This is a genomic window from Ruegeria sp. THAF33 (assembly GCF_009363615.1).
In the GTDB taxonomy this organism is placed as follows: Bacteria; Pseudomonadota; Alphaproteobacteria; order Rhodobacterales; family Rhodobacteraceae; genus Ruegeria.
This window is the reverse complement of sequence record NZ_CP045384.1, coordinates 1,650,081-1,662,469: the sequence shown is the minus strand read 5'-3', so window position 1 is coordinate 1,662,469 and position 12,389 is coordinate 1,650,081. Positions and strand designations below refer to the sequence as shown.

Genomic DNA, 12,389 nt, shown 5'->3' with positions numbered 1-12,389 from the left:
TAAGGTGAACCATGCCCAGCGACAAATCCCAGCCTTCCTTCGTGCTTGTTCGCCCGCAGATGGGTGAGAATATCGGTGCCGCGGCCCGGGCGATGTGGAACTTTGGGCTGGACCGGATGCGCATCGTGGCGCCTCGCGACGGCTGGCCAAACCCCAAGGCAGTGGCCATGTCCAGCGGTGCGGGCCGGTTGCTGGACGAAGCGCAGCTGTTTGACGATCTGGCCGGATCGCTGGCCGACAGCACCTTTGTCTTCGCCACCACTGCACGGCAGCGCGGCCTGACGAAACCCGTCTACAGCCCCGAGCGCGCCATGCAGATCGCCGCCGAACAGGTCGCGGCGGGTGAAAAGGTTGCGGTTCTGTTCGGCCCCGAACGCGCAGGGTTGGAGAACGAAGATATCGCCAAGGCAAACGCAATCATCTCGGTGCCCGTGAACCCGGAATACGCGTCGCTGAACCTGGGCCAATGCGTTTTGCTGACCGCTTACGAGTGGATGCGCCAGACCGGCGACGTGGTGCATGAATCCACCGATCTGGGCAAGGGCGACTGGGCCACGGGGATCGAAGTCGAAAAACTGGTCGAGCACTACGAGGACCGGCTGGAAGAGGCCGGGTTCTTTTACCCCCCCGAAAAGGCCGAGGGCATGAAGATCAACCTGCGCAACCTGTGGTCGCGGATGCGGATGACGCGGGCCGACGTGCAGATGCTGCACGGGATCATGCGGCAGATGGTCCGCTGGAAAGACAAAGGCTGAGGCTGGACCTATCTTCCGCCACACCCTAGCTTGCGACGAAATCAGGACATGAGGACAGCATGAGCGGTAAGCGCAGCATCTTCGAAGAGGTCTCGGACACCGAAAAACAACAGGCTGTTCAACCCGGTATGATCGACCGGGGGCGTGGCGGTGCGCGCAAGGCAATCCGTGCCTGGCTGATGATCCTGTTCGCTTTGGTCGTGGTGATGATCGCTGTCGGCGGTCTGACGCGGCTGACTGACAGCGGGCTGTCGATTACTGAATGGCGCCCAATCACCGGAGCCGTTCCACCGTTGAGCGAGGCAGACTGGCAGGCCGAGTTCGACAAGTACAAGCAGATTGACCAGTGGCGCATTCAGAACCAGTGGATGCAGCTGAGCGACTTCAAAACCATCTATTGGTGGGAATGGGGGCATCGCCAACTGGGCCGCGTGATCGGGCTGGTCTGGGCCATCGGTTTCCTGGGCTTCCTCGTGGCCCGCAAGATACCCACGGGTTGGACCGGCAAGCTGCTGATCCCCGGCCTTCTGGGCGGTGTGCAGGGTGCTGTCGGCTGGTGGATGGTCGCATCGGGTGTGACGCAGGGCGAGGGGATGACCGCCGTCGCCAGCTATCGCCTGGCCACCCATCTGGGACTGGCATTCGTCATTCTCGGGTTCCTCGCGTGGTATATTTTCGAGCTTGGCCGGGAAGAACGTGACCTGATGCAGGCGCGTCGCATGAAGGAAGCGAAACTGTTCTCGTTGTCCACCGGCCTGATGCATTTCGCCTTTTTGCAAATACTCATTGGCGCGCTTGTCGCCGGGATCGACGCTGGTCGGTCTTATACCGACTGGCCGCTGATCGGCGGGCAGCTGCTGCCGCCGGACGCCAGCGCGTTGGAGCCGATGTGGCGCAATTTCTTCGAAAGCCCGGGGCTTGTGCAGTTTGTTCACCGCTGCGCAGGTTACCTGTTGTTCATCTTTGCTATTGTCGTCTGGCGCCGCGGCAGCGCCAGCGCACATCCTCAGACACGCTTCGCTTTTAATGCGGCTTTCGCGGCCCTGTCGTTGCAAGTTGTCGTCGGCATTGTGACCGTCGTCTACGGAGCACCGTGGCAGATCGCCATCTTCCACCAGTTCATGGCCGTCGTCGTCTGGACCCTGATCCTGCGCGCGCGGTTCCTGACTGCTTATCCAATCGCAACATCTGTGCGCGGAGTAAAATAACATGACCGCTTTCGACGAACTGATGGCTTTTCAGCGCGAAACATCGGCATTGGGCCAGATCGCCGGACGATTGGGTTGGGATCAGGAAACCGTCATGCCGCGCGGGGCCGCGCCTCAACGCGCCGAGGAAATGGCGGCGATCGAGGCCGTCCTGCACGCGCGCCGATCGGATCCGCGCGTGGCAGAGTGGCTGGATCAGGCCGCGCCTCAGGATGAAGTCGGAAAGGCGCAGCTGCGGGAAATCCGGCGCGCCTATGATCGGGCGGTCAAGGTGCCCGCTGATCTGGCCACGGCGATTGCCCGGACCACGTCCGCCGCGCAGGGAACATGGGCACAGGCGCGCGAGGACGAAGATGTCTCGGCCTTCCTTCCTGTGCTGGAAGAGGTCGTATCGCTGAAGCGTCAGGAAGGCGAGGCGCTGGCACAGGGCGGAGACGTCTATGACGCCATGGTCGAGGATTATGAACCCTATACAACCGGCGCTCAGATCGCGGCCATTTTCGATGAGATGCGCCCACGTCTTGTGGCCTTGCGTGCGGCTGTTCTGGAACGCCCGGAACCTGCCGCGCTGACCGGAAGCTTTGACGAGCTGACCCAAATGCGGCTTACGCAAAAACTGGCGGTCGCCTTCGGCTATGACCTCAACAACGGCCGTGTCGACAAGGCGGTTCACCCGTTCAGTTCGGGCTCGGGTCTGGATGTGCGCATCACCACGCGAACCAGCGAAACGGACCCGTTCAACTGCTTTTATTCCACCATTCACGAGGTCGGCCACGCGGCTTACGAACAGGGGATCGACCGCGACTACCTGCTGACGCCGCTGGGGCGCGGCGTGTCCATGGGTGTGCATGAAAGCCAAAGCCGGATCTATGAAAACCAGCTTGGCCGTTCGCGTGCGTTTACGGGATGGTTGTTCGATCAGATGAAAGACGCATTCGGCGATTTCGGAATTGCCGATGCAGATGCTTTCTACGCTACCGTCAACCGGGTTCATAACGGCTATATCCGCACCGAAGCCGATGAAGTGCAATACAATCTGCACATCATGCTTCGGTTCGATCTAGAGCGCGCTTTGATGGCCGGGGACTTGCAGGTCAGCGAGCTGGAAGCGGCGTGGAATGACCGGTTCAAGGCCGACTTCGGTTATGCGGTCGACAAACCGTCGAACGGCTGTTTGCAGGATGTGCACTGGTCGGTTGGACTGTTCGGTTACTTCCCGACCTATTCGCTGGGCAATGTCTATGCAGGATGTCTGTATCAGGCACTGCGCGGCGCAGTTCCTGAACTGGATGAGCAACTGGCAGAAGGTGACACAACAGGCGCAACCGCTTGGCTGCGTGAACACGTTCAGCAACATGGCGGGCTTTATGCCCCACGCGAGATTATCCAGAGGGCGAGTGGAGTAGAGCCGGGGCCCGAACCTTTGCTGGACTATCTAGAACAGAAGTTCAGCGGATTGTACGGGCTGTGACGTCATGAATCGGTAGCCGATTGGTAAGGTTTCTTGCCATTTGCGTTGCAACATTGGCTTTGGCTTGAATACTCAAACCAGCGCGTCGTGCAAAACGTTTTCACAACTGTAACAAGCACAGGAATTCGGGCGCGCGGGTATTTCATGTATGGTTTCTGGGTGACAACCCAATGTCTTACGTCCGAAGGGCGAATGACCATGTTCAACCGTGATTTTTCTTCATGGATCTCGCGGAACGGCGCAACGGGTGCTTCAGAGTGTGTTTCCTGTCACACCGGTACTTGAACGCCGGTAGGCCAGCGTCGTTCCGACCACGCTGGAAATTGAGCACCAGAATGGCCGGGGCACAGGCTGGGTTTGGAGTGACTCTCACGATAGGCGCGATGTTTCTGAATTCATTGCCAAATACGCCTGAGGAGGTGTTGGCACGATTCCCCATTGATCTGGCACAGATCGTAACCACCGGCCATTCCCGCGGCGAACCGGAAAAGTGCGCATCAACAGATTTCGACATGTATTGCCGCCATGGCTACGACAACAGCGGTACTTCCTTCGCCATGCCCGGTTCTGATTGGTCTGATCCAGGATTTATAGGCGCCGTGGAAGCCACGCTAAAGTTCAGGGCTTCTGCGAGTTTTCAATAGGACCAAGTTTTTTTGAGCAAGAAGGCTATGATCAGCGCATTCCTAGGAACTGTGAGGCCGGTTTGAAAAGTTCGGTTATCGGATATGAAATCGGGCATGGCGTTCCAAATGGCTGGAGCGATGTGATGCTCGACTGGTTTGAAGCGGTGAATGCTTTGGACCAGAGTGCTGCGAGCACAAATCCGATCACGTGAAGATCGAGTGGAGACTGCGATATATGAAAGTCAGATTGTTTTTTGATTTCACACTGAACGCTGATTTTGGGTGGCGCGTCCTTTCATTCTGCCCAAACACTTGCCGAACAAACATGCACAGATTGACCTAAACCACTGGCACCAGTTCAATCCGGGTCGCGACGGCTGCAAAGAACAAAACGCTGCCGACCAACACAAATACGTGCCAGATCGTATTGTGGAACGGCAGCCAATCCAGCAGGTAGAAGGCGACACCGATCGTATACACGAGCCCACCGGAAATCATCAGTGTGACGATTGTGGGGGACAGATCTGCCAACATGGATTGCCCGGCCCAGACGGCTGCCCAACCCATCAAAAGGTAAAGCGCAAGCCCGAACCAACGGAACCGGTTTGGGTCTAACATCTTGAGAACTGACCCAAGCGTTGCCGAGGACCACAACCCGAGCAACAGCCCAGGAGGCTGAGCACCGGACAACAGTAGAAATGGGGTATAGGTCCCTGCGATCTTGACGTAGATGCCGGAATGATCGAGGCGTTGCAGAAACCCGCGCCATTCCTCGCTTTCAATCATGTTGTACAACGCAGAAAACGTCAGCATGAGTATCAACGTCACCCCGTAAACCGACGCGCCCAGTACCGCAGATTGATCATACCGGTAATTGATGGTCATCGTGATCAGCAGGGGAACCGCAATCAACGCGCTCGAGACACCGAGCACATGGACCACCCCGTCGCTGATACGTTCTGTGCGGCTGTAAGCTGGTCGGATATGTGCAAAAGACCACATATGAAAAAGCTAGGCGTCAGAATGGCTTCGGGCAAGCGGATCATCCCGAGAGCTATCGATATCGTGATCCAGAATGACAAAACGCCCGCAGAGCGAGCGTTTTGTTTCATATCCGTAATTTAGCGTGAGGATTATTCTTCGGTTTCCTCATCACCCTGATCGGCGATCCGGGCGACGCTGACGACCTCTTCGCCCTTGCCAGTGTTGAACACCTTGACCCCTCCGGCGCTGCGGGACCGGAACGAGATGCCGTCGACCGGAACCCGGATCGACTGTCCCTTGGAGGTGGCCAGCATGATCTGATCGTCGATTTCGACCGGGAACGAGGCCACCAGCGGGCCGCCCCGCATCGCCTTGTCCATCGCCATCACGCCCATGCCACCACGGCCGCGCACCGGATAGTCATGCGACGAGCTGAGCTTGCCGGACCCCTTGGCCGTGATGGTCAGGATCAGGTTCTCGGCCGCCGACATCTCGGCATAGCGTTCCTGCGGCAGGATGCTGTCGGCATTGCCGCCATCCTCGTCGGCTTCGGTATCGTCGGTCACGCCGGCCATCAGGCGGCGCATTTTCAGATAGGCGGCGCGCTCGTCCGGGGTGGCCTCGAAATGACGGATCACCGACATCGAGACCACGCGGTCGCCCGCGTTCAGCCGGATGCCCCGCACGCCGGTCGATTTGCGCCCCTTGAACACCCGCACGTCAGTTGTGGAGAAACGGATCGCCCGGCCGGAATTGGTGACCAGCATCACATCGTCATCGTCCGAGCAGATACGCGCGTTGACCAGTTCCACGCCCTCGGGCAGGTCCATCGCGATCTTGCCGTTGCGCTTGACGTTGGTGAAGTCGCTCAGCGCGTTGCGGCGCACGTCGCCGGCGCTGGTGGCGAAGACGATCTGAAGGTTTTCCCATTCTTCATCCGGCACATCGACCGGCATGATCGCCGCAATGGAAACGCCGGTGGGAATCGGCAGGATGTTGACGATCGCCTTGCCCTTGCCGGTGCGCCCCGACTGGGGCAGGCGCCAGGTCTTGAGCTTGTAGACCATCCCGTCGGTGGTGAAGAACAGAAGCTGGGTGTGCGTATTGGCCACGAAGAGGGTGGTGACCACGTCCTCTTCCTTGGTCTGCATGCCCGACAGCCCCTTGCCACCCCGCTTTTGCGCGCGGAAATCGGCCAGCGGCGTGCGCTTGATATAGCCGCCCGAAGTCACGGTCACGACCATGTCTTCGCGCTCGATCAGGTCCTCGTCTTCCATGTCACCCGACCAGTCGACGATCTCGGTGCGGCGCGGTACCGCGAATTGTTCGCGGACGCTGCGCAGTTCATCAGCGATGATGCCCATTATGCGTTCGCGCGAGGACAGGATATCCAGGTATTCCTTGATCTTTGCGGCCAGGTCTTCCAGTTCGTCCGTGACCTCTTTGACGCCCAGTTGCGTCAGGCGTTGCAGGCGCAGGTCAAGGATGGCGCGGGCCTGAACCTCGGTCAGGTTATAGGTCCCGTCGTCGTTCATCTTGGACAGCGGATCGTCGATCAGGCGCAGATAATCCGCGATGTCCGCGGCCGGCCAGCGCCGGGTCATAAGCTTTTCGCGCGCCTCGGCCGCGTCGGCCGAAGACCGGATCGTGGCCACGACCTCGTCCACGTTCGAGACCGCCACGGCCAGACCGCACAGGATATGGCTGCGTTCCCGCGCCTTGCGCAGGTCAAAGGCGGTGCGGCGGGCGACCACATCTTCGCGGAAATCGATGAAGCTGGTCAGGAAACGGCGCAGAGTCAGCTGCTCGGGGCGGCCGCCGTTCAGCGCCAGCATGTTGCAGCCGAACGAGGTTTGCATCGGCGTAAAGCGGTACAGTTGGTTCAGCACCACCTCGGGCGTTGCGTCGCGCTTCAGCTCGACCACCACCCGCACGCCGTTGCGGTCGGATTCGTCCTGAACGTGGCTGACGCCTTCGATGCGCTTTTCGCGCACCGCTTCGGCGATCTTCTCGATCATCGAGGCCTTGTTCACCTGATAGGGGATCTCGTCCACGATGATGGCATAGCGATCCTTGCGCAGCTCTTCAACGCGGGTCTTGGCGCGGATGATGACGCTGCCGCGGCCCTCCAGATACGCCTTGCGCGCGCCGGAACGGCCCAGCATCACGCCGCCGGTGGGGAAATCAGGGCCGGGGACGTATTCGATCAGTTGCTCGGACGTCAGGTCCGGGTCGTCGATCAGGGCCAGCGTCGCGTTAACCACTTCGCCCAGGTTGTGCGGCGGGATGTTGGTGGCCATGCCCACCGCGATACCGCCGGCGCCGTTGACCAGCATGTTGGGGAACCGCGCGGGCAGGACGGTGGGTTCCTTGTCTTTGCCGTCGTAGTTGTCCTGGAAATCGACCGTCTCTTTCTCGATATCCGCCAGTAGGGCGGCGGCGGGCTTGTCCATCCGCACTTCGGTGTAACGCATGGCCGCCGGGTTGTCGCCGTCCATCGAGCCGAAGTTGCCCTGACCATCCAGCAGTGGCAGCGACATCGAAAAATCCTGCGCCATCCGCACCAGCGCATCATAGATCGCGCTGTCGCCGTGGGGGTGATACTTACCCATCACGTCACCCACCGGACGGGCCGATTTGCGATAGGCCTTGTCATGGGTATTACCGGTCTCGTGCATCGCATAGAGGATGCGCCGATGCACCGGTTTCAAACCGTCGCGCAGATCGGGGATCGCGCGGCTGACGATGACCGACATCGCATAGTCCAGATAGGACGTGCGCATCTCGGATTCGATCGAGACCGTCGGGCCGTCATAGACAGGGCGCTCGGGCGGGGTTTCATCCATGTTTTCGGGGATTTCTGGCGTATCGCTCACGTAAACTGCCCGTATTTTGTGCTGGGTCTATATCTTGTGGATGCACCTTATCAGACCCGGCACATAAGGTGCAAGCAAGCAGCGCTCCCCAAGGTTCGAATCCTCGGTAACACCCAAGTAACATATTGTTATCTAAGTATTAGGGGGTTTTCGTGCTAGCCTGAGAATACCGTGCAACAAACCGGAGGTCTGCATGAAGACAAGTGAAACCGAATTGATGCTCAAGGGCTATGGCCTGACAACGGCCGAATTTTTCTATCACATGCCCGATTACGTCCACGTCCTGAATACCTTCATCTGGCAGGAATATGACCTTGCGCCGGATCATCCGAAACTCTTCGAATTCATCGAGTTTTGGCAACGAGAAATAGAAGGGCCGCTGCATTCCGTGAAATTCACGCACCGCAAGATGATCGCACCGGGCGAGTGGCGCAACATGGTTGGCGAGTTTCGCGTGAACTGAGTGATCGTCCAGGTCCGCCTGTGCGTCGGAATTCCTGTTCTCATTTGAGGCAAGTCGCGTATGGTGACTGCCAATCTGATGGCGTCACAGGAAAAAACAATGATCAGAGCCGTTCTCTTTGTTGCAGCGCTTTGCATGACCAGCCCCGTTTTTGCCGAGGGTGTTCTGGACAAGATCAAAAAGGGCGCCGAAAGCGTCGGGAAGACGATCGACAAAGGTGCCGAAGCGGTTGACGATACGATCACATCCACTTCGGAGCTGCTGTCCAATGAGGCAACACCTGAAGAGACGCGCGCAAAGCTCGACGCGATGGCAGGCGAGATTTTGGATCAGCTTTTGACGGAAAACCCCGATGCGCGGCCACTTTATGACGTCAGTGCCGGGTATGCGGTGTTCGACTCTCGTAAGGTTACAGTATTTCCTGTTTCGGCGGGCTATGGCCGGGGCGTGGCGGTGTCGAAAGACACCGGGCAACACACATACATGAACATGGGAACGGGCGGGGTTGGCGGCGCCATCGGCATCGGTGGGTTCGAGACCAAATTCGTGATCCTGTTCGAAACTCCCGCTGATCTGGATAAGTTCATAAACCAAGGCTATGACGCGACCGCAGAAACGGGGGCCATGTATGGCGAGGACAAAACGGGCGAAACCCTGCGTTTTACTGATGGCCGCTCGTTCTTTGTTCTCAACAAAAAGGGCTGGCGCGTATCGGCCGGCGCGTCTGGCACCAAGTTCTGGAAATCGCCCGAGCTGAACTGATCAGCCAGAACAGCTGGCCCCGCCCAAAACGCAGAATTTGGCGCAATGAGGGTGGTTCAGATGCACGTCCGCCTCGGCCTCGGCCAGGGTATGACCCATCTCGAACTCGGGCTCATAGGGCAGCAGGGTGCAGGCCAGGACAGCAGGTTTTTCGGCCCCCTTGCGTTTGACCACCATACGGGCGCTGGCGCACATGACGTCGTTGGGGGATTTGTCAAGAATTCCCCAGCACGCGGTGGTGATTTCTGGAACCTCGACAGTTTCGTCCATTTCGGGAAACAGAACGGTCTGAGCCGGGTTCTGCGGGTCAATATCAAATCCGTGCCTGGCAAAGAACCTGGCATAGCCAGCACGGCTTTCCGCGTCTGACTCCCCCCAGACCGTACGCCCGGCGATGGCCATGTTGAAACCGTGGTCGCGCAACCATTCCATACCGGTCAGGGTTTTGTCGAAACTGCCGTCGCCGCGTTCTTCATCGTGCAGGGCCGGGCGGAAGTGATCGACCGAAATGCGCAGAGTCAACATGTGGTTGAATTCCTTTTGCAACCCCAGCAACCCTTCGCGCATTTTGCGGCGCATCATCGGCGCCATTGCGTTGGTCAGGATCAGAACCTTGTACCCTCGTTCCAGCGCGGCGCGCGTCATGTCGATCATTTGCGGGTTCATGAACGGCTCACCGCCCGTGAACCCGATCTCGTGCACGGGCCAGTTGCGGGCTTCGATCTGATCCAGGTAGTTCCGGACCTCGTCAGCGGTGATGTAAACCAAAGCGTCATTGGTCGGGCTGCTGGCGATATAGCAGTTCACGCATTCGATATTGCACAAAGTGCCCGTATTGAACCAAAGGGTCTCGGGCCGTGTCAGGGAAACCTTTGCGCGGGTCTGGCCGTCAGCTGTCACCGATTTGTTTTGAAACTTGCCGATATTGGCGAGCTGTGGGGCGTTGTCTTTCATTCCCGCATCCGGTTCTTAAAGGTCATCAATCCGATCTAGCCCTTTGTCGCGGATTTGGTAAGGGTGACGCAGCGGTTCTGACAGAGTTTTGAACAGAGTGTTTTTTTGCCGAATGGTTGCGCTAACATTGGACATGCCGGAAGGGGCGGGGTAAGGACAATTCATGGTTTCACGCGTCATACCTGTTGATCCCTTTGATCTGATCATTTTCGGCGGTACCGGCGATCTGGCGCAGCGTAAGATTCTGCCCGCGCTTTACCGTCGGTTTTGCGCCGGGCAATGGCACGAGGATGCCAGGATTATCGCAGCAGCGCGGGCGGGCCATTCCGCGGAAGATTTCCGACAGATGGTCGCAGAATCGCTGCACCGGCATGCTGCGGTCCGCGCTTCGGAGTCCCAGAGAGTGTCTCGTTTTCTACAACGGGTCGACTATGTCCCGCTGGATGCAGTTTCAGCCGAAGGATGGGACCTGCTGGGTGAAAAACTGTCACCCAACCGCGTGCGCGCGTTCTATTTCTCGGTCGGTCCCAGCCTGTTCGGCCCCTTGGCCGAGCGGGTCCGGGCCTATGATCTGGCGACCGAAGATACGCGCATCGTGGTGGAAAAGCCGTTCGGGCATGATTTGGGCAGCGCGCGAGAGCTGAATGCCACACTGGCTGCGCATTTTGATGAAAGCCAGATCTACCGAATCGATCATTACCTGGGCAAGGAAACCGTTCAGAACCTGATGGCCGTACGGTTTGGCAATATGCTGTTCGAACCGCTGTGGAACAGCCAGTATGTCGACCATATCCAGATCACCGTTGCCGAAACCGTCGGTATCGATGGGCGCGAAGAATATTATGAACGCGCCGGCGCGATGCGGGACATGGTGCAAAATCACCTGATGCAGCTGCTGTGCCTGATTGCGATGGAACCCCCGGCGAAGTTCGATCCGGACGCGGTGCGGGATGAAAAGCTCAAGGTGATCCGGGCGCTTGATCCGGTGGAACCGCATCACATCGTGCGCGGCCAGTTTTCGGCAGGGCCGGAGGGGGCGGGATACCGCGAATGTGTCGGCAATCCACGCTCGACCACTGAAAGCTATGTGGCGCTGAAGGCGCATGTCAGCAATTGGCGATGGGCGGGCACGCCGTTTTACCTGCGCACGGGCAAACGGCTGGTGGCGCGCTCGTCGATTATCAATGTGATGTTCAAGGACGCGCCGCATTCGATTTTCGGGGAAGAGGCCGGGCGTCACGCCAATGCGTTGTCGATCCGGTTGCAACCCAACGAAGGGATCACGCTGAAAGTGACGATCAAGGAGCCGGGACCAGGCGGGATGCGGCTGATCGACGTGCCATTGGACATGAGCTTCGCCGAAGCGCTGGGGCCCGAGAATCAAGACCCGCCAGATGCTTACGAACGCCTTATCATGGACGTGATACGGGGCAACCAGACGCTGTTCATGCGTGGGGACGAGGTCGAGGCCGCCTGGGCCTGGACCGATCCGATCATCGCCGGATGGCTGGCGCGCGGGGACGTGCCGAAACCTTATGACAGCGGCAGCACAGGGCCGGGCGACGCCGAGCTGCTGATGAAACGTGACGGTCGCCGCTGGCAGGGAATAAAGCCATGAACATTCAGGAATATGCCGACCGGGAAATGTTGGCCATCGATGTGGCAAACGCGTTGGCTGGTGAGCTTGAGGCCGCTTTGTTGCACAATGACACCGTTGCATTGGCCGTCCCCGGTGGGACAACGCCGGGGCCGGTTTTTGACAGCCTGTGTGCCGCCGATCTCGAGTGGGACCGTGTGCGTGTTCTGCCTACGGACGAACGCTGCGTGCCGGCTGATCACGAACGTTCGAACGAACGTCTGATCCGGGAAAGACTGCTGACAAACCGGGCATCCGTGGCGCAGTATCTTCCACTTTATGTTCCGGGCGCAGAGCCTGAAGCGGCGTTGCCGGAAATTGAATCGCTGATCGCGCCGGTGCTGCCTTTGTCGGTTCTTGTCCTCGGGATGGGGGAAGACATGCACACGGCCTCGTTGTTCCCGGGAATGGACGGGCTGGACAAGGCCCTCGACAGCCAGGCGCCGACCTTGATCGTCGCCCGGACCGATGTGCAGCCAGAGCCCCGGATTTCTTTGACGGCCCCTGTTCTGGACGGGGCCTTGTCGAAACATCTGATCATCTACGGTCAGGCAAAACGAGACGTTTTGGACAAAGCCATGTCGATGCCACCGGAAGAGGCACCGATCGCTGCGGTCCTCAGTGGCATGACGGTTCATTGGGCGGAGTGAGGCA

General features: G+C 59.0%; 12 protein-coding genes. 9 read left to right on the top strand and 3 right to left on the bottom strand.

The window, feature by feature from the left end:
* Positions 1-11 precede the first annotated feature (11 nt).
* The 5 genes from FIU92_RS08330 (at position 12) to FIU92_RS23130 (ending at position 4,272) form a co-directional block, all read left to right on the top strand.
* Positions 12-755, top strand: a complete 744-nt coding sequence (locus FIU92_RS08330; protein WP_152458125.1) for an RNA methyltransferase — start codon at positions 12-14, stop codon at positions 753-755.
* A gap of 59 nt (positions 756-814) precedes the next feature.
* Positions 815-1,963: a heme A synthase gene (gene ctaA, locus FIU92_RS08325; protein WP_152458124.1), complete on the top strand. Its 1,149-nt coding sequence runs from the start codon at positions 815-817 to the stop codon at positions 1,961-1,963.
* A 1-nt stretch (position 1,964) separates the two neighbouring features.
* Positions 1,965-3,434 (top strand): carboxypeptidase M32, encoded by a 1,470-nt coding sequence (locus tag FIU92_RS08320; RefSeq protein WP_152458123.1) that lies wholly within the window; start codon positions 1,965-1,967, stop codon positions 3,432-3,434.
* Between the two features lie 383 nt (positions 3,435-3,817).
* Positions 3,818-4,078 carry a hypothetical protein gene (locus tag FIU92_RS08315; RefSeq protein ID WP_216646571.1) on the top strand — a complete coding sequence of 87 codons (261 nt, stop codon included), beginning with the start codon at positions 3,818-3,820 and terminating at the stop codon, positions 4,076-4,078.
* 62 nt (positions 4,079-4,140) lie between these two features.
* Entirely contained in the window at positions 4,141-4,272 is a 132-nt protein-coding gene (locus FIU92_RS23130; RefSeq protein ID WP_256367497.1) for a hypothetical protein, read from the top strand.
* A 127-nt stretch (positions 4,273-4,399) separates the two neighbouring features.
* Here the strand turns inward: FIU92_RS23130 and FIU92_RS08310 are convergent, their stop codons facing one another.
* Together FIU92_RS08310 and gyrA are read right to left on the bottom strand one after the other, a co-directional pair.
* Entirely contained in the window at positions 4,400-5,062 is a 663-nt protein-coding gene (locus FIU92_RS08310; RefSeq protein ID WP_152458121.1) for a hemolysin III family protein, read from the bottom strand.
* Between the two features lie 131 nt (positions 5,063-5,193).
* Positions 5,194-7,920 (bottom strand): DNA gyrase subunit A, encoded by a 2,727-nt coding sequence (gene gyrA / locus FIU92_RS08305; RefSeq protein WP_152458120.1) that lies wholly within the window; start codon positions 7,918-7,920, stop codon positions 5,194-5,196.
* A 193-nt stretch (positions 7,921-8,113) separates the two neighbouring features.
* On the opposite strand from gyrA, the gene FIU92_RS08300 reads away from it, so the two are divergent.
* Positions 8,114-8,383, top strand: a complete 270-nt coding sequence (locus tag FIU92_RS08300) for an usg protein (protein ID WP_152458119.1) — start codon at positions 8,114-8,116, stop codon at positions 8,381-8,383.
* A gap of 99 nt (positions 8,384-8,482) precedes the next feature.
* Positions 8,483-9,145, top strand: coding sequence for a hypothetical protein (locus FIU92_RS08295; protein WP_216646569.1), 663 nt, complete (start codon positions 8,483-8,485; stop codon positions 9,143-9,145).
* Here the strand turns inward: FIU92_RS08295 and FIU92_RS08290 are convergent, their stop codons facing one another.
* Positions 9,146-10,099, bottom strand: coding sequence for a radical SAM protein (locus tag FIU92_RS08290; protein ID WP_152458118.1), 954 nt, complete (start codon positions 10,097-10,099; stop codon positions 9,146-9,148). It abuts the gene before it with no gap.
* A 163-nt stretch (positions 10,100-10,262) separates the two neighbouring features.
* On the opposite strand from FIU92_RS08290, the gene zwf reads away from it, so the two are divergent.
* Entirely contained in the window at positions 10,263-11,717 is a 1,455-nt protein-coding gene (gene zwf / locus FIU92_RS08285; RefSeq protein WP_152458117.1) for a glucose-6-phosphate dehydrogenase, read from the top strand.
* Positions 11,714-12,385, top strand: a complete 672-nt coding sequence (gene pgl / locus FIU92_RS08280; RefSeq protein ID WP_152458116.1) for a 6-phosphogluconolactonase — start codon at positions 11,714-11,716, stop codon at positions 12,383-12,385. Before zwf ends, pgl begins: the two co-directional genes overlap by 4 nt.
* Positions 12,386-12,389 lie beyond the last annotated feature (4 nt).